The sequence below is a fragment of the Paenibacillus montaniterrae genome (genome assembly GCF_018403185.1).
Classification (GTDB): Bacteria; Bacillota; Bacilli; order Paenibacillales; family Paenibacillaceae; genus Pristimantibacillus; species Pristimantibacillus montaniterrae.
On sequence record NZ_BOSE01000015.1, the window covers coordinates 49,732 to 74,465 of the forward strand.

The following is a 24,734-nucleotide window of genomic DNA, read 5'->3' on the forward strand; positions in this document are numbered from 1 at the left end:
AGACGGCGTGGACATCGGATAAGCTGTACAGCTTGTATTTCCGAGAAAAATATCATTTAATTCCTAAATATTGATTGGAAGTATTTTTCAACGTCTTGGAAATTTCGAGTTGATAATACAATGGATTTATTGTCTGTAACAAGATAGTAGGGATATTCGTGGATTTCCATAATATCAGCAACTTCCTTTTTATCTTCTCGCTTTACGTTGTAAACTTGGATCTCAATGTGGTCAAGTAGTTTTTCGTCTGAATTCCAATAACTCGTTAGATCATTAGAATAATCTTTATCGTACACATCATAGAAAAAATTAATGCGGTACGTCTCGGTTGAAGAAGATAAAAGTGTTTCCAATGTGTCTTCTTTACTTGCTTTAGAACAAGCAATAGTAAATAACATTAGTGCAGTTAATGTTAGAAAGAGCAGGTTTTTTTTCATTTACAATCTCCCTTCGAAGTTAAGAATCATTGGGATAAAAAATGGCTGCTAAAGATATTTTGACTAATTAATTTTAACACATCATGCATTCATTCCCAATATTGCATTTAATTCAAATTATGTGAGTAGAGAGTTCTAACAATATTAATTACTTTTTGGCAAAAGAACTAAATGCTAAAGAATCTGTGCATCGCTATTGATTAACGCTACACAGATTCTTTAACTCAATTATTCTATCTCGTACGGCTTATCCTGAACGATATAGTTAGGCAAAAGCTGCTTGTCCTCATACGAGCTGTGAAAAATATGTGTGGCTGCTGGTGAGAGTGGCGGTATGAGCCAGGACCAGCGCCCTGTTACATCTCGCCCCGCTGCCTGCTCCTTTTCCTCAAAGCGCTGGAATTGCAATGCCGCCGTATGGTGATCGACAATGCTCACTCCTTGGCGCTTGAACGATTCCAAAACCGCGGCATTCAGTTCTACCAAAGCGCGATCCTTCCACAAGCTTGAGGCATGATCCGTTGCCAGTCCCATCGCTTCGGCAACTTTAGGCAGCATATTATAGCGCTGCTCATCGGCTAAATTGCGAGCTCCGATCTCAGTCCCCATGTACCAACCGTTAAATGGAGCTGCTGTGTAGGACAAGCCGCCAATTTCCAGCTTCATATCCGCAATAATCGGCACCGCATACCATTGCAGCGCTAAATCATTAATGCCCGGATATTTGTCATGACGGATCGGCACCTCCATAATCACTTCCTGAGGCAGCTCGAACCATGCTGGAGGCCGATCATTTACAGATACAACAAGCGGCAACATATCGTAGGCCGTTCCTTTGCCTTTCCAGCCGAGGCGTTGACATATGCTTGTAAACTGCAGCGAAGCTGGATCTCCGACAACTGCTCCGTCCTTTTCGTATCCAGCATAACGCAGCAACTGATGATTCCAAATTCGAACTGAAGCTTTCTCCTGCTGCGGCTTAAAGATCGTAATCGTTGGGCGTATTCTGCCACCGTTCGTAGCATAGCGGATGTGCTCAATAAGCGCATTCGCTATTTCCTGTTCGTCAATAATGCTTCGCTTGTCTATTACATGCAGCGTCTCCCAAAACAACCGTCCGATGCAGCGATTGCTGTTGCGCCACGCCATCCGTGCACCGTGCGCCAACTCCTCGCTTGTATGCTGATACGTTCCTGTAGCTGTAATAGAAGTCTTTATGTCCAGCAGTCTGGCGTCAAGCTCTGCCTCGCTCTTGTTCAACTCTACATAGCAGGTCCGCACAAATTGCTCAGCGGCATGCCACAATTCCTGTTCCGTCATTGGCTTCTCCTTAGGTTGTAGTGTCTACATTATAGCTTTGCTCTACAAAAGAAGCCAAATGAAGGATTTTTGAACAATCTTGATTAATGCCGGAAGGCTGCCGCTAGCAAGTGCCTTATAATTACAGCAAGACATTGACCTTCAAATAATTCGCAGGATTTCGCTCGATCTGCTCAATTGCCGCGGCAGCCTGCTCCATACTGATAAGCTCCGTCAACAGCAGTCGCACGTCCACATCTCCACGAGAAATAAGCTGAATCGCCTCTTCAAATTCGCCAACGCTTGTCCGGGAGCCGAAAACATCAAGCTCCTTGCGGGTTATCATATCTGTAGGCAGTGAAGTCTCCTGCTTGGGCCAGCCTGTAAATACGACGCGGCCCGCATGCGAGGCTACGTCCAGCGTTAGCCTTACAGAAGCATTGGCCCCCGAGGCTTCGATTACCGCCTCGCAGCGTCTGCCCTTCGTTAAAGCGACAATCGCACGCTCCACATCCTCCTGCTGAGGATTAATCGTATGAGGCATGCCCATCGATTGAGCTTTGTCCAGCCGCCCTTGCACGATATCGATTAAAATCGGGATCGCACCATAATAAAGCGCTGCTTGTGCAGTTAGCATGCCAATTGTGCCGGCTCCAATAATTGCGACATGCTCGCCTGCCTGCACATGGGCACGATGCAGACCATGCAATGCAATGGTGAGCGGCTCCGCCATACAGGCGATGTCCCATGGCAATTCATCGGGAATTTTAACGAGCATATTGGCAGGATGACATAGATAGTCGACCATGCCTCCATCCACATGAACGCCCAGCACCTGCAGCTGCTCACAGCAATTTGTCCGATTCTGGCTGCAAGGATAGCATTGGCCACAGTACAAGTAAGGATCTACGACGACTTTATCGCCAGGCTTAATGCCGCTTGGATTGGCAGGAATCGAGATTACCTCTCCTGCAATCTCGTGACCAAGCATGCGCGGGTAGCTGACCAAAGGATTGCTGCCGCGAAAGGCTGCGATATCCGAGCCGCAAATACCGGCCGACTTCACCTTAATTAGCGCCTCTCCTTCTTTCGGAACAGGCATATCCTTTTCTATTAATTTGACATCGTATGGTTTTTCTAAATGAATGCCTCGCATAAGCTGACGTCCTTCTTTCTATATGATTTAACTCTTGTATGCTTCATCGGTTAATTTCCGCATGACAGGCGCCTTCAGGATGCCTGTCTGCTTGAGCTGATACTCATAGGACCATTCGTCACGTTCAGTCCGCCATGCATTAGGGTCAAAATATACCTCTTGCTCATCGCAATTATGAACAGCTCCAAACGTGTTGACTCTGCTTCCGTAGCTTCTTATCTCGATCAGTGTATCACCGTCCGTCTCCGCCACAGTAAAGGTGACGCTGTAAGGCGCAAATGCGATTTGGCCTGCCTGCTGGCCATTAATTGCAACATCGAGCAGCGGCGCGCGGTATTTAGAAACCTGCAGCTCATACTGCCCCGGCTCTAATGCCAGCTTGGTGCTGTATACTGCATTTCCGCCATAAAACGGCATGCCCAGGCTGGTTAGTGAGCTGAAGCTAATCTGATCAGTCGGCAATTTCAGGCTGCAGCGCGAGCCGTGAATGGCTACATCAAAGTCGCCAAGCAGAAACGCTGCTTCTACATTCAGCCTTCTTGAATAAGGCAGACGTAGCAGCAATTCGTTGCTGCCTTGTTGCAGCGTTGGCAGCAGATAGGCGGTTAGACAACTATCTACATAGCTGCCCGCTTCCTGCTTGTGCAGCCATTGCCCGTTGAGGCATATGTCAATTTCAGTGCCATGCTCCAGCGCCAGTCGAGTGCCCTTAAAGCTCGTCTCCGCGCTAAAGGTAAAGCGCAGCAGCAAAATGTGCTCGCTTTCCTGCTGCTCGTTCTGCTCCACCCACGGCTGAGCCAGCGCTGCTCGGCGAGGCGGATAGCCAAGCTTTGCTCGGCAAATATTGTCGATCCGCAATATTTCTTCCCGCTCCTGCCACGGCTCATCATCGAGCTTGTACTCTGCGAGATCAAGCAGCAGCACATTGTCCTCCTCTCGCTTAACGCATACCTCAGCATCGTGCAAATGCCGCTCCCAGCTCGCCTTTGAGCCTCGCTCCGCCTTCAACGGCGGTAAGGCTTGGACATTTTGCGCCTTTTCAGCTGGGACCAGGTGCAGCAGCAAACTATCATGATTGTAAAAACGATGATAGATGCTGGTCGTGCCTTGACCATGCCGGGCTGCCAGCTGATGAATTTCTCCGGTGAACGTATCCATAAGCTCAGCTTGCCAGCTTCCCGCTACTGTAATGGTGACATCATCAGGCTCTATTACATCCTTGTTCTGCTCGGCCCGGCCATTGGCGATAAACAACCAGCGACTGCTTCCTTCCTCTCGCATTTGATATAGAAACTTCTGCGTGCGCTCGCCGTCCCAATTCTTTTTATGCCTTGGCTTTTTAAGAAATTTAGGGCCGTCATAATGCATATCAACAAGACGATACGGCTCCAATGCTTCAAGCAGCGCCTGCTTCGTAAATGGAATGACCGTAAACGGGTCCCACTGCTCAATCTGAAACCACGGCTTGGCATCGATAAAGCGAGGCAGCTCGCCCAGCATAACAACTTGCTTGCCCGCCGCTGCAAATTTCGCGAGAAAATCGAGAGTGCTCTGACGCAACGTATGACAGCCGGGCACAACAATTACGTCATAGCTCATATGACCAAGCTGTGTGCCCTGCTGCTGTGCAGGGATTAAAGCTTCAGATATATAATCGAAGTCCTGCAGGCCAAAAAGCAGCCAGTCCGTAACTTGACTAAACTGGGCTTCCAGCTGCTCCCGAATTAGACTGGTCTGATCGTTAGGTCCGAAATAAAGCCAGTACGATTCCACTGGATGAATAACGCCAATCCGCACGAGTGGCTTGCCAAGTGTCAGCACTGTATTCAAGCGCGCAAAATGATCCTCGATCAACGGATATTCCTTATACCACGGCGACTGCAAGCCGATCGAAGCAGGGTAGTCACGCTTGGCTTCTCCGCCCATGCTTAACCACGTTAAATGATGGACGCGTACAGTTACGCCTAGCGCCGCCATCCAATCTCCCTGCAGCTTATGTCCGCGAAAATCAAAATCCCAGTTGGTTACGCCGTACAGCTCACTTAGCACACCGGGGCGATTATATTGATGCACGACACTTTGCGCCTGCTTGGCTGTGGTGTATTCTCGTTGATCACACAGCATATCGATGCCCGGCAAGCCGAAGCTGCTCAAGCTGCGCATCACTTCACCCAAGGCGCGAGTTTGCGAATGCAGCGTTGGCTCCTCCATCATATGTCCTGCCAGCATTAGCCCGTGCTCTTCGCACCAGCGGCCTATCTGATCGGCAAACGCCTCGGCAAAGCGTTCAGCCAAATGCTGGTGATAACGGTAGCGTGCAACCGAAATAGTACGTCCTTCCCATAGCAGCTCTGGCAAATGCTCCAGCAGACTGCTGCCGTAGCGCTCGCGGTAGGTTTGCTCAAAATCATCTGTAAAAGGCAGTATAATTTCGCTTTGCGAGCGAGCATAGCCTAAAAATTGCTTATGGGGAAACTGCGGCTCATCAGTAAACATAGCTGGAATTGTAGCGCCAAAATGCTCGCCAACCGCTTCAGCGTACCGTTCATGCGTAACCTCAATAAATTTGCGGACCGCTGCCGGATTCAATGTATCGACGTAAGCCTCGTTGTTAAACCAGGGACTATCTCCTGCAACTTCGAGATAAACGTACCAGATCGTCTCTCCTTCGGCTGCCTGCGCATCATGCTCACACATCACATAGTGCTTTAACAGATTTTGCTCATCCAGCACAATGCGGAAAGCTGCCAGCAGTTGACCGCGCCCATGCGATACAACTGCTGCACAGGAATCAAAGCTCGGCGTTTTGCCCGAATTCGGGTCGGCTTTAAACGGCGTGATAACCAAATAACGGCTGCGATACGCCTCATCCTTCGTAACGATGCCTCCGCCATAGCCTGAAGGCCAGCGATCCTCGTCATAAAGCCAGCATAGCAGCTGCTGACGTTCGGCTTCATCGGCGCATAGCTTGACCATTTCCATAAATTCATCGCCCAAATACGGCGTATCAAGGCCGACTCGCGCATGGATGTGAAAGCCGCCCATGCCCATTGCAGGAAACTGCTCAAGCTGCTCCAGCAGCAGCTCCTTGCTCAGCTTGGTGTTCCAGGCCCAGAAAGGCGCCCCGCGATAAGCGCTGGTCGGCTGCTTGAATAATTGCGGATCAAACGCTTTAGCAGAATACAACATGACAACACGCTCCCTATCCTTTTACCGCGCCTGCAGTAATAGATTTGACAAATGTTTTTTGTGCAAATAAATAGATGACGACAAATACGATTGCGCTGACCGACAAAGCGGCGAATACCGGCGTATAGCCCAGTATTGACGTTTTGTCGCGCATGATGGAGATGCCGACAGACAGCGTATACTGCGATATATCACTAATTGAAATTAAAGCCCACATAAATTCATTCCATGCGCTCATTCCGCCAAGCACGGCCAAGGTGCTTAGAATCGGCATCGCAATCGGCACAACAATTTTATAGAGAATTTGGAACAGATTGCAGCCGTCGATTCTTGCTGATTCTATCAGCTCATTAGGAACGCTATTCAAGTAGTTCGTAATGAGAATCAAGCCAAGCGGCGCAAAGCCTTGGAAATACGGAAAGACAATCGCCGCCAGCGTATTTTGAATGCCCAGATCCAAAATAAGCAAATACATCGGCAATAAAATGATTGGCGTCGGAATAAGCAGGTTCACTAAAATAAAATAGAAGAAAAAGGTTTTAAACTTCATTTTCATTTTGGCAAAGGCAAAGCCGGCCAGCGTAATGAACACCAGATCAACGATGAGTGTTGCGGCTGTATTGCGCACTGTATTCAAAAAATAGACCGATAGATTTCCTTTATCAAAAGCAACCAAATAGTTGTCCAGCCGCAGGCTGGTTGGCAGTGACCAAATGCTTTGCAAAAACTGAGTTTCCGTCTTGAATGACTGTAAAATAACCCAAATAAGCGGATAGAGCGACAGACAAGCATAGCATAAGAGCACTACAAAAATGATCGCATTCGTAATCTTTTTCCTTTTCGCCATGTCGCTACGCCTTCTTTCTGTTTAAGAACTGGGATGTTAATGTAATGCTCAGCATAATGAGCATCATAATAATAGATGCGGCAGTTGCCACGCCAAAGTTTTGGGAAGAAAATGCCTTGCGGTATACATAGGAGGTTATAACCTCGGACGCTCCGCCTGGTCCACCTTGCGTCATTACCCACACCATATCGAAGGCGCGCAGATCAGTCGTGACCGTTAGCAGCAGCAATACCAGCAGCGTAGGCAGCAGGTACGGAACAATAATATAGCGAAGCTTCTGCCACGAGGTAGCACCATCCATTTCGGCCGCCTCAATAAAGTCGCTTGGCATCGTCATCACGTTGGCATAAATGATCAGCATATTAAATGGGATCGTATGCCATATCCAGGTCAAAATAATAGCTGGCAGTGAGGTTTCGTATTGCGACAGCCAAGGCTGCGCCCATTCGCCTAGTCCAATCAGCTGCAGAAGCTGATTGATCGGCCCTATCGTAGGATCATAAATGATGCGCCAAATGCTGCCGATTACGACCATAGAGATCAGGTATGGAATAAATAGCGACGTGCTGAAAAAACGCTTCAGTGGAATGCCTCTATACAGCACATACGCCAGAAAGAAGCCGATGCTAATCGATAAAATGGCGTCAGCACCAATTAGCTTGAAGGTGTTGAAAAACGCCTCGTAAAATTTGGGATCCTTCAAAACAATTAAGTAATTGTCCAGCCCGACATAGTCTGTCAGCTCTCCGATCCCGTTGTACTTGTACATACTAATGCGGATCGCATTTATAAAAGGGGTGTATAAAAATATGACGAACACGGCGATTGTCGGCAAAATCAACAAATAAGCCGGTATGCTTTGCTTTATATCAATCCAAAATTTTTTGGCAGTTGATTGCATAGTCGTAATCTCCTCCGTTCAAACAGCTGGCAGCTCTAGCAATAGAACTGCCAGCCTTGACTTCCCTATTTAGCTTGCTCGTACATGGCCTGCAACTGCTCGCCGAGCTCATTGGCATCAATTCTGCCCATCAAATAGCGCGGCAGTAAATCGGTTTTAAATGCTGTGTTTATTTCAGTAGTAATATTGGTTGGTACTAGAATATCCGGGCTGAATCCGCCTGCTGCTGCATTCGTAAAGCCTGCCAAAAATTGTGCCAGCTCAGGCTCTACCTCCAAATTGACTAGTCCAGAGTTTGAATATTTCAAAGCCTCTATGCCTGTAAAATGTGTTTTTGATGTAAGGAATTTAAGCAGCTGCACTGCTTCCTCCGGATGCTCGCTTGAAGCGCTTACAGCGAATACATTGCTCGATCCGCCCAAGGAACGGCTAGGAATGCCGGCAATGCCTGGCAGCGCATACGTAGCCAGAGACATATTGTCTGGCGCATTGTTCATAATGTATTCAAGCTTGTCAGGTGCAATTAAAAACTGTGCCAGCTTGCCTTGAACAAACATTTGCTGCATCGTTTCCAGATCGGCTGTAATGCCGTTTTCAGGAAGATACCCTTTATCCCACAGCTCTTTAAAGGATGTTAGACCTTGCTGGACGCATTCACTGGAGAAGGTCATCGCGCCTTCGTCAAATGCATTTGGATTGCTTTCCAAATCAGCTCGGCAGTACTGATCCCAGAACAGACGCGGATACCAGTCAATCCAGTTGTTGTGCATCGAGAGCGGAGTATAGCCCGCTGCCTTCAGCGCCTCGTTATTGCTCATAAATTGCTCCCAGCTTGTTGGCTCCTCCAAGCCAAGCTGCTCGTAAACGCTTTTATCGTACAGCACGGCAATCGTGGTCATTGTAAATGGAACGCCGTAATCATAGGAATCTCGTTCTCCCAGTGCTTTTTTTACCGTTCCGCGCGAGTTTTCGAGTAGAGCTGGAACGAAGGTTTCACTCCATACCGCATCTCCCTCATAGTTTTGACCATTCAGCTCTTCTGACAAATCCAGCAGCAAATTTTGCTTGATTTGATCGGTATAGTAGCCAGCCTGTGTCCAAATGACATCCGGAATCGCATTAGAAGCGGCCAACGCTGCAAATTTAGCGGAATAATCAGAGCTTGGCACATATTCATACGTAACTTTAATGTTAGGATTTTGATCCATAAAAAGCTGCATCGATTCTTCACTTACTAGCGGATTGGTAGATAGAACACGCAAAGTGACGTTCTCATCGCCTGTCCCAGCTTCGCTGCTGTTATTTCCGTTCTTATCGTTCGCTCCACAACCTGCCAAAACAATCATAAGTACTACAGCTGTCAACATCATAAGAAGCTTTCTGTTCATGTCATCTTCCCCTTCTGTATTGTTGTCTGTACGTTAGTTCCCCTTTACATTCACTCTATCGCTCTTGTATCACTACAACTATTCTCACCTCCCTTCATAGGGTCTATCCATTCCTTGCTTCCACATTTGCTGATTAGAGACATTATTTGTATTCTTGTCATACTTGCATACAAGTTCCGCGAGAAGTAAGCGCTTAACAATTGATCAGCATGCCTTGCGTAAATTTGGAGCAAATTCGGGCATGGTTGCAGCATGCCCGCACTAGCCAAACTATGCTTTAGGCGTGCAGGAAATATTCCGGCATTTGCTGTTGAATAATGCGCGCATCATCATACAGCTTATTAATATGCGACTGAATGTCCGCAACAGCTTTTGAAACATTTTTGTCCTTAATATTAGCAATAATTGTTTTATGCTCCTCTATCGTCTCTTCCCATCTCAGACGATTATACAGCTTAAGATAGCGGATGCGGTATTGATCAGAGCCTATTCCCTGCATCGCCTGCCAAACACGCAGCAGCTGGCATTCTTCAAATATAATTTGATGAAGCTGATTGTCCAGCTCCATAACCTCCATCAGCTTGTCTCGTTCATAGCAAAAAATTTGCTGGTTGAGATTGGATTCCAAGCGGAATATCTGCTCTTCTCCAAATGTCTCGCAAGCCAGCTTGATTGCTCCCATCTCCAATGTTTCCCGCATAAAAACGGCCTCGCGCACGCGCCGCATATCAATATACGAAACATTCGTACCGCGCTGCGGATATACCTCCAGCAATTCATCTACGACAAGCTTGTTGATCGCTTCGCGAATGGGCGTACGGCTGACCTGGAATACGGATGCCAATACATTTTCGCTAACTGCATCGCCTGGATGTAAGCGGTTGTAAATGATGTTTTTGCGAATGACCCGATACAAATAGTCCTTGATCGATTCGGATTTTTTCTTTTCATCAAGCAGCAACTGACTCGCTTCCACGATATGACCTCCCGTCTACAACTTGTATACTAGCATAACAAGTTCGAAAATACAACCAGCTTTTTCATTGCTGGAGAAAATTAATGTGATTAAACGAAAACAAGAATAGGGGGTCCAGACGATCAGCTTCCTGACCATCTGGACCCCCTTAAAAATCTAGCACTAGCATAAATTCGGTTAACTTCGTCTCTCTAAGCCGTTTAGCACTAAACTAGCTCTGCTCTACGCTAGCCTTCTGCCAGCTCTGCACCGCTGCGCTCCGCCTGCAAGCCGCTTTTTAGATCATGGCCTGTAGGATTTTGGAATATCCGCAAGCCAAACTCAGGCGCCACTGCTAATATATGATCGAAGATATCGGACTGTACGCCCTCATATACTGCCCAAGCTGTATCGTTAGTGAATGCGTAAATTTCCATTGGCAAGCCGGTCTCTTCAGCCTGCAGCTGTCTAACCATACAGGTCATGCCCTTATGAATCTTCGGATGCCCCTCCAAATAGCGCTGAATATAAGCTCTAAACACGCCAATATTGGTAAGTGCTCTGCCGTTCACCTTAACCGATTTGTCCACGTTCAGCTCTTGATTATGCTGCTCGATTTCCTTTTCTTTCTGCTCAATATAATCCTTGAGATAATGGATTTTTTTGAACTTCTCGATCATTTCCGGGCTGCATATTGTTACACTGGTTGTGTCGACGCGAACTGAGCGCTTAATACGGCGCCCGCCTGCACTTTGCATGCCGCGCCAGTTTTTGAAGGAATCCGAGATCAAGGCGTATGTAGGAATCGTCGTAATCGTCTTATCCCAATTTTGCACCTTCACCGTATTTAGCGAAATATCGATGATATCGCCATCGGCCCCGTATTTCGGCATTTCAATCCAGTCGCCTACGCGCACCATATCGTTGGAGGACAGTTGAATCCCCGCCACCAGGCCTAAAATTGAATCCTTAAATACAAGCATCGTAACAGCGGACAACGCTCCGAGACCACTAAGCAAAATGAGCGGACTAACGCCAAACATGCTGGAAATGAGCAAAATACCGCCGACGAAAAAGATTAAGATTTTAGCAACTTGAATATAGCCTCTTAGCGGTCGAGACTTTGAAATTTCAAAGGTTAAATAAATATCGTTCACCGCATTAAGAAAAGCGTTAAGCACAAGCAGCACAATGACGATGACGTACACATTAACGGCCTTCACGATAAAGAAGGCAAGGCTTGGGAACAAAAGCGATGAAAAATAAATGATAATGGCGGGTACAATATGTGATAGCTTGTGAAACACTTTGCGTTCCAGCAAATAATCGTCCCACTTGAACTTATTATTTTTAACGAAATAGGTTATAAGCCGTAATACGACCTTCTTCGTAATAAAGTTGGCTGCCACGCATATAAGCGCGATCACAATCATTAAAATGATCGTGGCCAAAATGCTTGCAAGCCCTGTTTCCACTCCTAAATTTTCTAGCCAACCCGTTATTGTTTTCATATACTCCTCCTTCTGTAACTGTGAACTAATGAGCTGATGCTATTCATTGTCTGCTCCTGGATGAACTCATATTCACCGTCCAAGCTGCCTGTCTCGAGAAAGCCTATTCCATTCTATCATATCTGACGCTGCGTTTCCGCTTCGTTAACAACAACGCTCCATATTAAAGCAACGTCAAGCTATAGGCTCTATCAATCTGGACATGGTTTAATTTGAATAGAGGATGAAAACCATGATTAAGCATGTTAAAGAGAGGATGATGTAAGCATGATCAGCATTGAGAATCAGCTTGGCCTTAGGCCAGCAATGGGATGGAATTCATGGAATACCTTCACCTGGGACATTAATGAGCAATTAATTCGTGACATGGCAGATTTATTTGTAACGGAAGGCTATAAGGATGCAGGCTACGAATACATCGTAATCGATGATTGCTGGAGTCTGAAGGAACGGGACAAGGATGGCAATCTGGTCGCCGATCCGGAAAAATTTCCAAGCGGGATGAAAGCGCTTGCCGACTATATTCATAGCAAGGGCTTGAAGTTCGGCATGTATTCCTGCGTTGGCACGCATACATGCGCGGGCTACCCGGGCAGCTTTGAGCATGAATTTCAGGACGCCAAGCTATTCGCTGAGTGGGGCGTCGATTACTTGAAGTACGATTATTGCTTTAAGCCGCGCCATATTTCAGGCGAACTGCTCTATAAGCGCATGAGCCTTGCTCTGAAAAATTGCGGCAGAGATATTTTGTTTTCCGCCTGCAACTGGGGAGCCGACAATGTGTATCAGTGGATCCGCGAATCCGGCGCCCATATGTATCGCTCTACCGGAGACATTCGCGACAACTGGGACTCGATTAAAGAGTTGGCCATCTCGCAGCTTGATAAGCAATGCTATACAGGCTCCTTCTGTCATAATGATATGGACATGCTCGTCGTCGGCATGTATGGCGGCAGCAACAACGACTTTATCGGCAGAATCGGCGGCTGCAGCGACAACGAGTACAAAACTCATTTTTCGCTATGGAGCATTATGGGCTCGCCATTAATGATCGGCTGTGATTTGCGCAATGCCAATCAGGTGACGAAGGAAATTTTGTTGAATCAGGAGCTTATCGCCATCAATCAGGATTTGGAGGGCCGCGGTGCATACCGCATCAAGCCGGAGCCGCAATGGTTTCATTCGGATGATGTATTTATGCTCGTTAAGGTACTGACGAATGGCGACCTGGCAATAGGCTTCTTCAATTTGAGCGACAGCCAACGAGAGCTATCGCTGCAGTTCTGGGATCTTGGACTGCCTTACGCAGCCGGATTTTCATTATCGCTGTATGACTGCTGGGAGCATAAAGAGCTCGGTGTATTTAGAGAACGCTTCGCGCCTGTTGTGCCTGCACGAGATTGCCTGATTGTGCGAGCCAAGCTGGTCCAATAATATGAGCAGCAAACGCATTTGCACCGCCTGCAGCGTCCCGCTTATCGCCGATGATGTTGCGATTTATTTAAAGCTCGTTTCCAGAACAGCCCAGCAGTTTCTATGCATTGATTGCCTTGGCGTCAAGCTGAACTGTGGTCGCGAGCCGATCGACAAGCTCATTCAATATTATCGTGAATCAGGAAAATGCTCGCTGTTTCGCTAGCGTTCCTGCTCACTTGACCTATGCAGCATCATATACTCCGAGGGTGTATATGATGTTGCTTTTTTAAAAGCCTTTGAGAAATACAGCTGATCCTTATAGCCGACAGAGTAGGCCACTGACTTAATAGACAAATTAGAGGACCGCAGCAGCTCGCAGGCACGCTGGATTCTATAAGAGGCAAGATAGCCTGAAACTGACATCCCTGTCGCCTCCTTAAACAAGCGAAATAAATAACTGCGTTCAATATTAACGGCATGAACAATTTCCGCTACGGTGATCGTCGATTTCCAAAAATGCTGCGCAATATACTTTTTCGCCAGCGAGACATAATCCGTTGGAGCGGCCGTTGTCTCATCTGCAAAATACTCTAAATAATACGACAGCAGCAGACGCAGCTTGGCATCGGCACGCATTTTCTCAAATGACCTTGCTTCCGCATTCCAGGAAAGATAAAACGAGGATTGTAAATGGTCCGGCGCCTGCGCTGCAATAGGCTTATCCGGAACCATTCCAATCAGCGACAACAATTGTGCGGCTTCTTCCCCTGTAAACTCAACCCAAACATATTCCCACGGATCGTGCGGATCAGGGTAATAGTACACTTCCTCATCCGGAAAAATTACAAAGCTTTCTCCCGCCTGCAATGAGAAGGTTTTAGAGCGTGTCTCCAGCTTCCCTTTGCCGCTTACAATATAGTGCAATGCGTAAACATCACGCACCCCTGGTCCCCATTTATGCAAATTAGACGGCTTATGCCCGCCGAATAAATAAGCCAAGCCCCCGCTGCGATATGAATGATAGGAATGTAATGACTTCATAGGCTGCTTCCATATCCTTTCGCTATGATGCTATATGCTTCTTGATCAATGACTGCTTTTCCTGCTGCGATTTATTAACAGAGATATTGACATAGGCGTAAATAGTGTATATGTTGTATATATACACTATTTACATTGGTGTTGCCAATATAACTTCGAGGTGGAGCATGAATATTATTATTTCCAACTCATCGGGTGAACCGATTTATATACAAATTTTAAACCAGATTAGAAAAAGCATCCTGAGCGGTGAGTTGCGCGAAGGCGACAGCCTCCCTTCTATTAGACAGCTGGCCAAGGATTTGCAGGTCAGCATTATTACAACCAAGCGGGCCTATGAGGAGTTGGAGAAAGAGCAGCTAATTGACACGGTTATCGGCAAGGGCTGCTTCGTATCGGGAGCAAATCAAGATTTTATTCGAGAGCAGCGGATGAAGCGGCTGGAGAAAAAGTTGCAGGAGATCATTCAAGATAGCAAGGAGCTGAACATGAGTCAGCAGGAGCTGCTCGAGTACATTACTTTATTGTTTGAGGAGGATCAAACACCGTGAATGCGATAGAAATTCGGAAAATATCGAAAGCTTACCCTCATTTTACGATCGATGAAGTGTCATTGGACGTCAAGCAAGGCTATATAACAGGGCTTATTGGTCCAAACGGCGCCGGAAAAAGCACCTTAATCAAGCTAATGCTAGGTATGATTTATCCCGATTCCGGAACTGTAAAGGTGTTAGGCCGCGATATGCCTCAGCAGGAGGTCGATATTAAACAACGCGTCGGCATTGTCTCGGATGAAGGCGGCTACTACGATCATCTAACGATACATGACACGAAAAAGCTGATCGCGCCTTTCTATGAGAAGTGGAACGATGCGAAATTCAATCGTTACCTGGAGCATTTCGAGCTTTCGCCCAGGAAAAAAATTAACGCGCTGTCCAAAGGCATGAAGATCAAGTTTTCCCTGGCCATTGCTTTGTCGCATGAAGCTGAGCTGCTGATTATGGATGAGCCTACCTCCGGCCTCGACCCTGTCTTTAGAAGAGAGCTGCTTGATCTGCTTGCGGATATGATGCTGGAGGAGAAAAATTCGATTATATTCTCGACTCATATTACGACCGATTTGGATCGTATAGCCGACTATATTGCGTTTTTAAATCGCGGCAAGCTTATATTCAATGAAGCCAAGGATGATGTGTTGAATCGCTATGCCATTGTAAAAGGCGGTCCAGAGCTGCTTGATGCAGATATTCGCAAGGAATTTGTCGGTATTCGTGAAACATCGATTGGCTTTGAAGGCTTAGTAGATAATAAATTTACAGCCAAGCAGCTGTTTGGCAGCTACGTTGTAATGGATAAGCCATCCCTGGAGGACATTATGTATTTTACTGTCAAAGGAGGACGCATTCATGCTTAATTTGCTTCGTAAAGACTTTATAGCGTTAAAGAGCTCGCTATGGATCAGCGTCCTGCACTTTGTCATCTTTAGTGTTACGTTTATGCCACAGCTTGATACTTCACTTTATTTTATCGGCATCATTACTGCTTTTGCCGCGTTAAGTCTTGGCACGGCCATTGATATTAAAAACAACAGTCATCAGTTTTTGATTACATTGCCGATTCGCCGCAACCAGATTATTCTTGCCAAATACGCATCGGCTGTCATCTATGCTGTGTTTTGGATTGTCGTGTCGTTCGCTGTTCACTGGTTAGCTAATATAATCATTCCGGAGCTAGGCAAGCCGAACTATTCGCTTGCGGACATTATCATTTCAATCGAAATCACACTTGTGCTTGCCTCTATCTATTTGCCGTTGTTTTACGCATTAAACAAAAAAGGGGCTACCGTCATCAACTCACTATTTATCGTTTCGTTCATCATTTTTGCACAGCCAACCACATACATGATAAACAACATCAACGAGAGCGGCTTTTTGAATCAGTTAACGTTTTTGTTCCCAGTTGCAACACTTGCACTATTCGGTGCTTCTTACTATTTGACCACTAAATTGTTTGCCAGAAGAGCTATATAAAAGCAACCCTATTTACCTCGCTCAACATAATGCCTGATGAGCGCTACAGCAAATATTAGTGTTGTAAAGCCGCCTTCAATCAGCAAGCCTAGCAATGGAAAAAGCTTGTCAAAATATAAAGCAGCAAACGACGCATTATTGCTTGCCGGGAGCAACGGAACAGCAACTACAATAATGGAGGAGCCCAGCACCCACCCACGATGGGAGCGTGATCCGAACAGTTGGGCTGCGCCTTCAGAAGCAGCGAAATAGAGAGCAGAAAATGTAATAAATGCTCCTGAAATATAGATAAGCAGCATAAGAACATCGATCCGCTCAAAAAATGTAACTCGCAGCGTTCGGCTGAAATAATAAATAGGAAAATCGATGCGACTTGCCAAATATGGCCCGAGAAGAGCCAGACTGCATAAAAAAGTTACCGTCATTACGAGCGCTCCAAGCAATACAGCTGATACCTTTAGCTTGAGTGCCTGCTTGGGATTAATGAGATGAGGCATCAGCATCCCCATAACGATGCAGATGCCAAACCAGCTTGCCGGATACTTAGCTGCTTTAATTGCGGGCGCAACTCCGTTTTCCAGCTGTGGCAGCAAATAGTCAAGACGCAGCTCTTGAATGGAGAACAAAATAAGCAAAAGTGAAGCGATCAAAATGATTACAGAAATGATTTGAGTCATCCTTGCAATCGATTCCAGACCAAGGTAGGCAGCCCAGCTAACAACCAGCGTCATCGTAATCGAAAATAACATGGCGGGTGCCTTTGGCAGCAGCGCGGTCGAAAGAAATTTGCAGAACAGCCACATCGTTGAAAGGATAACGAGAAAGAAAAACAGCACGAATATTAACCCGAATACTTTCCCGATCGGCCCCAAAACAGTTCGGCTATATTGGACCAATGATTGTCCGGCATACTTTCTGCCAAGCCAATAGAGGATGTAGGCAACATAAATGTCGATCAGAACCCCGATCACCATCGACAGCCATAAATCCTGCTTCACTTCCGGAATAAGTTGAGTAGGGAGAGAGAAAATAATAAGCGAAACGACAGCTGCAAAAATAATGAAAAAAAACTGCCTGCCTGAAATTTGATAACGTTCCATGCCCTCCACCCACCTCCTCTACTTAAATTCATTGATCATGATACTTTTTATCCAGTCTTAGTCCAGCCTTAATAATATGCGCCGTCACATTTACATCGACGTTCATCCTGGCCAATTCCTCATTCCATTGCGGCTCTGCCTCTTTCCAATAGTGAGGATAGGTTTGATAAATTCTTTGACCGAATCCGATAATATCGCTGTTTAATTCCTGATTGATGCGAGCAATAATTCGCTCAACGGAGCTTTGAATATGCTCCTCCAGTTCCTTTTCCAGCAAGTCATTGGCCGAGACGCTTGATAAGTCCAATGGCTTGACTGACGATTTGAGAGAAGCGTCCACATGGATATCAACGGAAAATTCGATCTGCCCGTTTCGAAGCCTTGGGGCCTTGCGTACTCGAATCATTTCCAGCTCAAACACAATTGGCTTCGTGCCTTGATCTTCCAATGAAAACTTTACGACACTTCCTTTGGAATCGCCGCGAAGCCATTCAAAAACTTGTACTTCTGGTTCACTGAGCCAGCCAACCAGCTTGTCCTTTTTGAATACCGCGACCTCGTCAATCGTTACAATCTCCTTTTCTTCCTTGGATTTTGGCGTCAAGCCAGCGGCGAAGGCCTGATAGCCAACCTGTTCCAGCCTCGGCAAAAACTCATACATTTCTAGCGTGTCGGCTGGATTTTCCCTGTTCCTGAAAAATTCGACCCATTCATCAGCCGGTATCTCAACCAGCTCTTGCGACTGCTGCAGCAGTTCACGTACAGACAGCCGCGAAATCAACACACTGCTTATCGGATTTTGCTGCATGTCGCGCCAGAAAAAATCCATATAATCGCCAATTCCTCGCTTGGCCAGCGTTTCACCAATAATGATCGTCCTTGTCTGGGGAAAGAACATCTCTTTTTTCGCTTGTTTTCGTATGCCGTCCATAGCCTCGTAAATGGTGCTGCCCACAGCCGTATACAACGCGAAAGGCCTCCGCTGTCCACTCCCTCCTGCCGCGACGGATAGCTTGGGATTCACCAGCTGTATGCTTAGCTCGATTTGATTATCTGGAGCAGCATCCAATCCAATAGCAGCAACAACGGTGAGCTGAGCAATATTTCTTTGCCCCCAGCAGCCGCTAGCCAAAAGCAGCAGCGAAAGCAAGGCTATCCCCTTCAGCCCAAGGGCAACATGACGGTTAAACTTCCCTGCAAGCATAATCTTACCCCCGATTATGTTTTTTCCTGGTGCGAGTTCGCAGCGCCCACCATGGAACTCGAATCAAGGTTTTCAGCGCTTCATGTCTATTGTAAGGAGCAATTGGAGACAAATATGGCGTGCCAAAGGAATACAGGCTCGTTAAATGTAAGCCGATCAGTATTAAACCGATTAAAATACCGTATAACCCTGCTATTGAGGCGCAAAGCAGCATAAAAAAGCGAAGCAAGCGCAGGGTGCCCGATAAATCCACAGACGGAATAATAAATGTGGAGATCGCTGTTCCCGCTACAACAATAACTGTAGGAGAAGAGATAATCCCTGCTCTTACTGCCGATTCCCCGATAACAAGAGCTCCCACGATACTGATCGCCGAACCAACCGCACGCGGCATGCGAATGCCAGCCTCGCGCAAGCCTTCAAAGGTAAGCTCCATCAGCAGCGCTTCTATTAGAAGTGGAAACGGCACTCCTTCACGCGCAGACAGAATGCTGCTGAGCAATGGCGGGGGAATCATTTCAGGATGGAATAATAGCACGCCCACATAAAGTGCAGGGAAAACTAAAGCAATAAATAAACCGACAAAGCGAATCCAGCGAACAAAGGTAGCTACAGGATATGCAATATAATAATCTTCCGGCGATTTCATTAAAAGAAAAAGCGTACAAGGCACGAGCAAAGCAAACGGCGTCCCGCTAACCAGGATTGCCACTCTGCCCGCAACAATGCCTTCTGCGACATCGTCTGGACGCTCCGTGCTGTAAACAGTAGGAAACAACGAGTAACGATTGTCTCTGATCAATTCCTCTATATAATTCGACTCTAATACGGAATCGATATTGATACGATTAATGCGGCTATGCACTTCCCCAACCAGCTTTACGGGAGCACGATCCTCCAAGTATACGATTAGCACAGAGGTATTGGTGACGCTGCCGACCACCAGTTGTTCTACACGGAGCTTTCTATTTACGATTCGCCGCCGAATTAGCGACACATTCACCTCAAGAGATTCAACAAATCCGTCTCGCGGCCCACGCACTACAACAGTTGATGAAGGCTCTTCAATGCTCCGCGTCTCATAGCCTATCGTTTCGACTGCAATGCAATGCTCGTATCCGTCCATTACAATGATCGTATTGCCAGCCAGTACATACTCTATCGCTTGATCTATCGTTAAATCATGTGTTATTTTTTTCGCCGTTATTAAATCGCGAAGCAGGACATATAAATTTTTGTGCACTGAAAGATTGACGCTTCGGTTGTAAGAAAGCAATGGGGACAAAACACTTTCATCCAGTGTTTGAGAGTCAACCATCCCATTTAGCCAAATCGCTGCAACAGGAGCCTGCTGCACACCAATCGTAAATTGGCGGACAGACAGATCAACACTATGACCAAGCTCGCTTGTTACTTTCCCTATTAATTCCTCAATACGATATTCAGCCGCTCTCACGTGCTCAGCCCCTTCTCTGCACAAATAGATACTTTATTAATATGGATAATTTAAGCATCATTCATGCGGAGAATAGTCTTTTTATTTTCCTGTCATCTCCCTGCCGAGCTGCTGTCTTCTGCCAAAGCGGATGCTGTACATCATCCATGCGAGCATAATGGTTAGCCCTAGCACAAGATAAATATTGCTGTAAACATAGGAGTCTGGTAGAGCGTGAAGCGGACTAAGGCTGAAGGAAGCGCCTTGATCGACAATTTTGCTGTAAACGCCCGTAGAAACAGCACCGGCTAAAAAGTTAAGCATGGACAGCAGTCCCATGCCAACCCCCGTCTGCTCCTGCGGCAATGTTCTGGAAATCGTATTCGACAATGCGATTTGCATAAACATTTGCCCCACATTGCCGAAAATAAGGAAGGCTGCGAGCAGCACTGGAGGCATGCCTGCAAAAAGAAACAGCAGGAAAAAGCAAAGCAGCAGCAAGCCGCTGGCAAGCGAATACAGCGTACTGTTTCCTTTCACATCTGCCAATTTGCCTCCCTTGCGTCCCAAAAATGCCGAAACAGCAGCACCAGGCACCATCACAAAGCCGATCAGCCCAGGCGAAAGCTTATGAACCTCTGCCAAAAGCTGAGGTGTAAGAAACGGCAGCGAATAGCCAACTGCGACAACGAGTACAGCGATCGCGAGCCCTAGTGTATAGCTGCTGTTGCGAAACAAGCGAGGATTGACAAATGGCGCCTCTGCGGTGCGGATTCGTATAACAAACAACAGGAAAAATACCGCGCTTATCGCAGCCATAAGCCAGCTTTCAAAGGTAACAGCCAGCAGCAAACAAGCAACTGTGCCGGCCATCAATGCGCCGCCGAGCCAGTCCAGCCTTCCGCCATTACCCTGCTCATCGCTTAAATATTTGCGGTACATAGGCAGTGTAAATAAAAGCAGCAGCGGCAAGCAAAACAGCCAACGCCAATCAGCGAAGCTGACCAGCATAGCGGATACTACCGGACCAATCGCACTGCCGATAGCCAGGCCTGTTGCCGTAATGCCAAGTGCCCATCCTCTTCTTTCTGCTGCGTAATATCGTACAGGCACAATCATCGCTGTTGCAGGAATAACCGCTGCGCCGCATGCCTGCAAAATTCTTCCTAGCAGCACCATCCAGTAGGCTTGCGAAGCTAGTCCGATTAAGGAGCCAATACTGAAAAACACTAGACCGAAGGTAATTAAACTTTTTAGCTTAAAAAGATCGGCTAATTTGCCATATACGGCGGAGCCAATCGCATAAATAAGCAAATAAATAGCCGACACCCAGCTCACTTGCGAATAAGAAAGCTGAAACTCCTCACTCATTTTCGGCAGAACAATATTAAACATCGTTGCACTCATGGAAGATAACACCATCGTTAATGCGAGTATATAGATCAACCTGTTGGATTGCATTCCTCTCACCCTTTCTTTTTGCTACACATTATTTTACAATGTGATATAGATAATGAATAATATATATTTATCAATGTTTTCATAACCTATAGTATATGAAAAAGAGGTGATGAGCTTGGAACTGCTGCAGTTGCAATATTTTCGCACAACCGCCAGATTGGAGCACATGACTAAAGCTGCTGAACAGCTTCATATTGCACAGCCTGCGCTTAGCAAAACGATTTCCCGGCTGGAGGAGGATCTCGGCGTGCCGCTGTTCGACCGTGCTAATCGGCAAATTAGACTGAACGCTTTCGGCAAAGCCTTTCTTAGCAAGGTTGAAGCTGCATTGTCGCTGCTGGAGGAAGGACAACAGGAAGTAACCGATATGGCGGGCCTGGAACGCGGAACGATCAGCATCGCTACCAATGTATTGAATCGGTTAACGCCGGCAATTGTTGCATTCCGCGAGCAGTATCCGGAAGTTCGTTTTCGCATCAATCAGATCGCTCCTGCTGAAACCTCTACCATCGCTGATCTGCTCGATCAGGGTAGTGTCGATCTCGGATTTGGACCGATGTCTTTAGACAAGCAAGGTATCCAGGTGCTGCCTGTGCTGCAGGCTGAAGTATTTCTTGCCGTACCGCGCGGACATCGACTTGAGCATGAGAGCAGCATTGTACTCCAGCAGGTGGCAGAGGACCCGTTTATTGAATATAAGGTCGGGCACCCTTTTCGTGAAATAAACGATGAAATAAGCCGCAAGGCAGGCATTCAGCGAACAATTGTCTGTGAAGTAGAGGAGCCTGCTGCGCTAGGCAGTCTGGTAGAGGCTGGCTTAGGGGTTGCTTTCGTGCCGGGCTGCAAAGGGGATGAAATTCCTCAGTTTACTCGATTACACATTGAGGGAACAGATAATAGACGCGCCTTTTCCGTTGCGTGGAACGAAACGCGCTATCAATCCAAGGCAGCAAGCGCTTTTCAACAATTTCTCGTCGAGTACTTTGCTGATAAATAAGCTAATGCTTCTAATTGCAGATTGACAGGAAATGTATAATCAAGTATGCTGAATTTATAAAATGACAACGTGTCTTTTTTGTGAGGAGGTCAATCCAATACCTAAGGTTAGCGATCAATATACACAAAATAAAATAAACACGATTCTCGATACCGCCGAGCAGCTGCTAATGCAAAGACCACTATACAAAATCAATATGAAAGACATCGTAAGGGAAACGGGCTTCAGTCAAGGCGGAGTTTATAAATATTTCTCCAATATTGAGGAAGTGTGGCTGGCGCTTGCCAGACGCTACGAGCTGTCCAGCAACTTCAATGGCTTCCTTGAGCAATTATTCGCATTGCAGCTGCCTCCCAAAGCGACAATCAAGCGTATATTCGACTTTTTGACACAGGAAATAATAAAATCGTTGGACAGCGGCTTCAGCAAGCTGTCGCTTGAATTCAATGCGATTTATGCCAGCCAGCTTGAGCAGCTGCAAGCCAAGCAATTAGCCCATCATATGGAGCAAAACGAGCAGTATGGATACAACTATTTCTTTGAGCAGATGACGCAGTATATAAGCCAATGCGAGCAAAAGGGGTTATTAAAGCCGCTGCAGGCTATTCCCAGCATCATTCTCTATATTCAAGTGACTCTCGATGGCATTGTGCGAAATGCGACGATCGAGCGCTACTTGCCTGCGGAGTATTTGGATCCGGAGCAATATCAAATCAGTAATTTGCTCGAATCGATGATAAATAATCTCTATATATTTACGATGAGTCTGCTTGGTGAAACCGACATGCTTGCACCTAAATAATTGGAATGAAAGGATTAACGAAGATGAACATTAATCGTGCGGTAAAAGCGTGGAAAAATATGATGATGTTGTTCCCGAAAGGAATGATCTCATTCGTGTGGATTGTGAGTGGGCTTTGTCTTGGACTATCGTTGCTCATCGTCTGGGTTGGCATTCCGATTCTGATCCTTACGCTAGTACCCGCTCGTCGAATGCTGGAGCTGGAGGAAAAACAGCAGGCTGGCGAGAAGCAGGAGCTTGCAGAGCATCATGCTCTATCGCTGCGTGAAGCGTTCGCAGCCGACAGCTGGCGTGTGCTACTAAAGCTTCTAAGTGAAAAACGAACGTATCTGGCTATCCTATTTGGAATTGGACAATTGCCGGTCAGCATCGCAGCCTTAACACTCGCTTTAACCTTGCCAATTGCTGCATTTGGCGTATTGCTTTCCCCTTTAAGCTATATGCTGAACTCATTGCTGTTTGGCTTCCAATTCGACACCTTGGATGTCGTGCTCGCTCCGCTGTTTGCATGGGCGACTCCATTTCAACGCTCCTGGATCGCAGCAGCAATAGGACTCGCCTTGGTGCTGCTATTGCCAATCATCTTCCATGCATTAGGGCAATGCTATCGCCGCTGGGTGTCGGTCTGCTGCAGCCCTTAAAAGCCCGGTCTTGAAAACGATGCTGTTTGTTGCAGCGTAGTCAAAGCCGGGCTTTATGAAAATGTGCTTCAGGTTCTGCTGTGATCTCATTAACCGAAGCGTCCACTAACATAATCTTCGGTACGCTTGTCGTTAGGATTGGAGAAAATTTTAACCGTTTGATCAAACTCGATCAGCTTGCCATTTAAGAAAAATGCTGTCTTATCCGAAATACGAGCTGCCTGCTGCATGTTATGAGTGACGATGACGATCGTATATTGTGTCTTTAACTGCTGAATCAATTCCTCAATCTTCGCTGTAGAAATCGGGTCCAGGGCCGAGGTCGGTTCGTCCATCAGAATGACTTCCGGCTCAAATGCCAGCGTACGCGCAATGCATAGACGCTGCTGCTGACCACCGGATAAACCATATGCGTCTTTATGCAGACGATCCTTCACTTCATCCCAGATTGCCGCGCCACGCAAGCTTCTTTCCACGATTTCATCAAGCACCTGCTTTTTGCGAATACCGTGAACGCGCGGGCCATACACAACATTTTCATAAATCGACTTTGGCAACGGATTCGGCTTCTGAAATACCATCCCGACCTGCGTACGCAGCTCCTCTACCGAATACTCGCTAAAAATATTGCGACCGCGATAAATAATTTCACCCTTCGTTTTAACGCTGTCGTTTAATTCAATCATACGATTCAACGTCTTAATATAGGTGGACTTTCCGCAGCCGGAAGGGCCGATGATCGCCGTCACCTGATTTTCCTGAACGTCCATGTTAATATCGTATAAAGCCTGTGAATCACCGTACCATAAATCGAGACCCTTCGTTTGAATGACGCTAGGCTTGCTCTCAATTTCATGACCTTCTGATACTGCCGAATTCTGGAGATGCTCCGTAACAGCTTGATTCATGATTCACCCCTCCATT

The 24,734-nt window shown here is 46.6% G+C and carries 23 protein-coding genes; 8 read left to right on the top strand and 15 right to left on the bottom strand.

From position 1 onward, the window contains the following. Positions 1-56: 56 nt before the first annotated feature. From KJS52_RS25530 to KJS52_RS25570, 9 genes are all read right to left on the bottom strand, one after another. Entirely contained in the window at positions 57-437 is a 381-nt protein-coding gene (locus tag KJS52_RS25530; protein WP_213520204.1) for a hypothetical protein, read from the bottom strand. Between the two features lie 228 nt (positions 438-665). Further along, a complete protein-coding gene (locus tag KJS52_RS25535; RefSeq protein WP_213520206.1) occupies positions 666-1,757 on the bottom strand; it encodes a nitric oxide synthase oxygenase in 1,092 nt (363 codons plus the stop codon). 121 nt (positions 1,758-1,878) lie between these two features. After that, complete coding sequence (locus tag KJS52_RS25540; RefSeq protein WP_213520208.1) at positions 1,879-2,892, bottom strand: zinc-binding alcohol dehydrogenase family protein; 1,014 nt, start codon at positions 2,890-2,892, stop codon at positions 1,879-1,881. 27 nt (positions 2,893-2,919) lie between these two features. Next, positions 2,920-6,081 carry a glycosyl hydrolase family 2 protein gene (locus KJS52_RS25545; RefSeq protein WP_213520210.1) on the bottom strand — a complete coding sequence of 1,054 codons (3,162 nt, stop codon included), beginning with the start codon at positions 6,079-6,081 and terminating at the stop codon, positions 2,920-2,922. Between the two features lie 13 nt (positions 6,082-6,094). Further along, positions 6,095-6,928, bottom strand: a complete 834-nt coding sequence (locus KJS52_RS25550) for a carbohydrate ABC transporter permease (RefSeq protein ID WP_213520212.1) — start codon at positions 6,926-6,928, stop codon at positions 6,095-6,097. 4 nt (positions 6,929-6,932) lie between these two features. Further along, positions 6,933-7,829, bottom strand: coding sequence for a carbohydrate ABC transporter permease (locus KJS52_RS25555; RefSeq protein WP_213520214.1), 897 nt, complete (start codon positions 7,827-7,829; stop codon positions 6,933-6,935). A 65-nt stretch (positions 7,830-7,894) separates the two neighbouring features. Next, entirely contained in the window at positions 7,895-9,217 is a 1,323-nt protein-coding gene (locus tag KJS52_RS25560; RefSeq protein WP_213520216.1) for an ABC transporter substrate-binding protein, read from the bottom strand. 277 nt (positions 9,218-9,494) lie between these two features. After that, entirely contained in the window at positions 9,495-10,193 is a 699-nt protein-coding gene (locus tag KJS52_RS25565; RefSeq protein ID WP_213520218.1) for a GntR family transcriptional regulator, read from the bottom strand. A 227-nt stretch (positions 10,194-10,420) separates the two neighbouring features. Then, positions 10,421-11,683 (bottom strand): mechanosensitive ion channel family protein, encoded by a 1,263-nt coding sequence (locus tag KJS52_RS25570; protein ID WP_213520220.1) that lies wholly within the window; start codon positions 11,681-11,683, stop codon positions 10,421-10,423. 267 nt (positions 11,684-11,950) lie between these two features. Between KJS52_RS25570 and KJS52_RS25575 the strand changes: the two genes are divergently transcribed. Further along, positions 11,951-13,117 carry a glycoside hydrolase family 27 protein gene (locus KJS52_RS25575; protein WP_213520222.1) on the top strand — a complete coding sequence of 389 codons (1,167 nt, stop codon included), beginning with the start codon at positions 11,951-11,953 and terminating at the stop codon, positions 13,115-13,117. Between the two features lies 1 nt (position 13,118). Then, the gene (locus tag KJS52_RS25580; RefSeq protein WP_213520224.1) at positions 13,119-13,322 is read left to right on the top strand and encodes a hypothetical protein; all 204 of its coding nucleotides are present in this window, start codon (positions 13,119-13,121) and stop codon (positions 13,320-13,322) included. On the opposite strand, the gene KJS52_RS25585 is transcribed toward KJS52_RS25580, so the two are convergent. Next, positions 13,319-14,140, bottom strand: coding sequence for an AraC family transcriptional regulator (locus KJS52_RS25585; RefSeq protein ID WP_213520226.1), 822 nt, complete (start codon positions 14,138-14,140; stop codon positions 13,319-13,321). The two genes, KJS52_RS25580 and KJS52_RS25585, sit on opposite strands and share 4 nt — an antisense overlap. A 167-nt stretch (positions 14,141-14,307) precedes the next feature. Between KJS52_RS25585 and KJS52_RS25590 the strand changes: the two genes are divergently transcribed. The 3 genes from KJS52_RS25590 to KJS52_RS25600 are packed head-to-tail and all read left to right on the top strand — an operon-like array spanning position 14,308 to position 16,170. Then, entirely contained in the window at positions 14,308-14,691 is a 384-nt protein-coding gene (locus KJS52_RS25590) for a GntR family transcriptional regulator (RefSeq protein WP_213520228.1), read from the top strand. Next, positions 14,688-15,554, top strand: a complete 867-nt coding sequence (locus KJS52_RS25595; protein ID WP_213520230.1) for an ABC transporter ATP-binding protein — start codon at positions 14,688-14,690, stop codon at positions 15,552-15,554. Before KJS52_RS25590 ends, KJS52_RS25595 begins: the two co-directional genes overlap by 4 nt. Next, positions 15,547-16,170 (top strand): ABC-2 transporter permease, encoded by a 624-nt coding sequence (locus tag KJS52_RS25600; protein WP_213520232.1) that lies wholly within the window; start codon positions 15,547-15,549, stop codon positions 16,168-16,170. Before KJS52_RS25595 ends, KJS52_RS25600 begins: the two co-directional genes overlap by 8 nt. Positions 16,171-16,178: 8 nt before the next feature. On the opposite strand, the gene KJS52_RS25605 is transcribed toward KJS52_RS25600, so the two are convergent. The 4 genes from KJS52_RS25605 to KJS52_RS25620 form a co-directional block, all read right to left on the bottom strand. Beyond that, the gene (locus tag KJS52_RS25605) at positions 16,179-17,270 is read right to left on the bottom strand and encodes a GerAB/ArcD/ProY family transporter (RefSeq protein WP_213520234.1); all 1,092 of its coding nucleotides are present in this window, start codon (positions 17,268-17,270) and stop codon (positions 16,179-16,181) included. A gap of 28 nt (positions 17,271-17,298) precedes the next feature. Continuing rightward, positions 17,299-18,474 carry a Ger(x)C family spore germination protein gene (locus tag KJS52_RS25610; RefSeq protein WP_213520236.1) on the bottom strand — a complete coding sequence of 392 codons (1,176 nt, stop codon included), beginning with the start codon at positions 18,472-18,474 and terminating at the stop codon, positions 17,299-17,301. Positions 18,475-18,478: 4 nt separating this feature from the next. Next, positions 18,479-19,930: a spore germination protein gene (locus KJS52_RS25615; RefSeq protein ID WP_213520238.1), complete on the bottom strand. Its 1,452-nt coding sequence runs from the start codon at positions 19,928-19,930 to the stop codon at positions 18,479-18,481. An 81-nt stretch (positions 19,931-20,011) separates the two neighbouring features. Then, on the bottom strand, positions 20,012-21,370 hold the full coding sequence (locus tag KJS52_RS25620) for an MFS transporter (RefSeq protein WP_213520240.1): 1,359 nt from the start codon (positions 21,368-21,370) through the stop codon (positions 20,012-20,014). Between the two features lie 115 nt (positions 21,371-21,485). Here KJS52_RS25620 and KJS52_RS25625 point away from each other — a divergent pair, with 115 nt between their 5' ends. The 3 genes from KJS52_RS25625 (at position 21,486) to KJS52_RS25635 (ending at position 23,810) form a co-directional block, all read left to right on the top strand. Further along, positions 21,486-22,367, top strand: a complete 882-nt coding sequence (locus tag KJS52_RS25625; RefSeq protein WP_213520242.1) for a LysR family transcriptional regulator — start codon at positions 21,486-21,488, stop codon at positions 22,365-22,367. 61 nt (positions 22,368-22,428) lie between these two features. After that, positions 22,429-23,169: a TetR/AcrR family transcriptional regulator gene (locus tag KJS52_RS25630; protein WP_213520244.1), complete on the top strand. Its 741-nt coding sequence runs from the start codon at positions 22,429-22,431 to the stop codon at positions 23,167-23,169. 23 nt (positions 23,170-23,192) lie between these two features. Continuing rightward, a complete protein-coding gene (locus KJS52_RS25635; RefSeq protein WP_213520246.1) occupies positions 23,193-23,810 on the top strand; it encodes a sensor domain-containing protein in 618 nt (205 codons plus the stop codon). An 89-nt stretch (positions 23,811-23,899) separates the two neighbouring features. Here the strand turns inward: KJS52_RS25635 and pstB are convergent, their stop codons facing one another. Then, a complete protein-coding gene (gene pstB / locus KJS52_RS25640) occupies positions 23,900-24,718 on the bottom strand; it encodes a phosphate ABC transporter ATP-binding protein PstB (RefSeq protein WP_213520248.1) in 819 nt (272 codons plus the stop codon). Positions 24,719-24,734 lie beyond the last annotated feature (16 nt).

Excerpts from the sequence above, each read along its gene's own strand:
- KJS52_RS25530 (WP_213520204.1), bottom strand. The coding sequence starts at position 437 with ATGAAAAAAAACCTGCTCTTTCTAACATTAACTGCACTAATGTTATTT.
- KJS52_RS25535 (WP_213520206.1), bottom strand. The coding sequence starts at position 1,757 with ATGACGGAACAGGAATTGTGGCATGCCGCTGAGCAATTTGTGCGGACC.
- KJS52_RS25540 (WP_213520208.1), bottom strand. The coding sequence starts at position 2,892 with ATGCGAGGCATTCATTTAGAAAAACCATACGATGTCAAATTAATAGAA.
- KJS52_RS25545 (WP_213520210.1), bottom strand. The coding sequence starts at position 6,081 with ATGTTGTATTCTGCTAAAGCGTTTGATCCGCAATTATTCAAGCAGCCG.
- KJS52_RS25550 (WP_213520212.1), bottom strand. The coding sequence starts at position 6,928 with ATGGCGAAAAGGAAAAAGATTACGAATGCGATCATTTTTGTAGTGCTC.
- KJS52_RS25555 (WP_213520214.1), bottom strand. The coding sequence starts at position 7,829 with ATGCAATCAACTGCCAAAAAATTTTGGATTGATATAAAGCAAAGCATA.
- KJS52_RS25560 (WP_213520216.1), bottom strand. The coding sequence starts at position 9,217 with ATGAACAGAAAGCTTCTTATGATGTTGACAGCTGTAGTACTTATGATT.
- KJS52_RS25570 (WP_213520220.1), bottom strand. The coding sequence starts at position 11,683 with ATGAAAACAATAACGGGTTGGCTAGAAAATTTAGGAGTGGAAACAGGG.
- KJS52_RS25575 (WP_213520222.1), top strand. The coding sequence starts at position 11,951 with ATGATCAGCATTGAGAATCAGCTTGGCCTTAGGCCAGCAATGGGATGG.
- KJS52_RS25580 (WP_213520224.1), top strand. The coding sequence starts at position 13,119 with ATGAGCAGCAAACGCATTTGCACCGCCTGCAGCGTCCCGCTTATCGCC.
- KJS52_RS25585 (WP_213520226.1), bottom strand. The coding sequence starts at position 14,140 with ATGAAGTCATTACATTCCTATCATTCATATCGCAGCGGGGGCTTGGCT.
- KJS52_RS25590 (WP_213520228.1), top strand. The coding sequence starts at position 14,308 with ATGAATATTATTATTTCCAACTCATCGGGTGAACCGATTTATATACAA.
- KJS52_RS25600 (WP_213520232.1), top strand. The coding sequence starts at position 15,547 with ATGCTTAATTTGCTTCGTAAAGACTTTATAGCGTTAAAGAGCTCGCTA.
- KJS52_RS25605 (WP_213520234.1), bottom strand. The coding sequence starts at position 17,270 with ATGGAACGTTATCAAATTTCAGGCAGGCAGTTTTTTTTCATTATTTTT.
- KJS52_RS25610 (WP_213520236.1), bottom strand. The coding sequence starts at position 18,474 with ATGCTTGCAGGGAAGTTTAACCGTCATGTTGCCCTTGGGCTGAAGGGG.
- KJS52_RS25620 (WP_213520240.1), bottom strand. The coding sequence starts at position 21,370 with ATGCAATCCAACAGGTTGATCTATATACTCGCATTAACGATGGTGTTA.
- KJS52_RS25630 (WP_213520244.1), top strand. The coding sequence starts at position 22,429 with ATGACAACGTGTCTTTTTTGTGAGGAGGTCAATCCAATACCTAAGGTT.
- KJS52_RS25635 (WP_213520246.1), top strand. The coding sequence starts at position 23,193 with ATGAACATTAATCGTGCGGTAAAAGCGTGGAAAAATATGATGATGTTG.
- pstB (WP_213520248.1), bottom strand. The coding sequence starts at position 24,718 with ATGAATCAAGCTGTTACGGAGCATCTCCAGAATTCGGCAGTATCAGAA.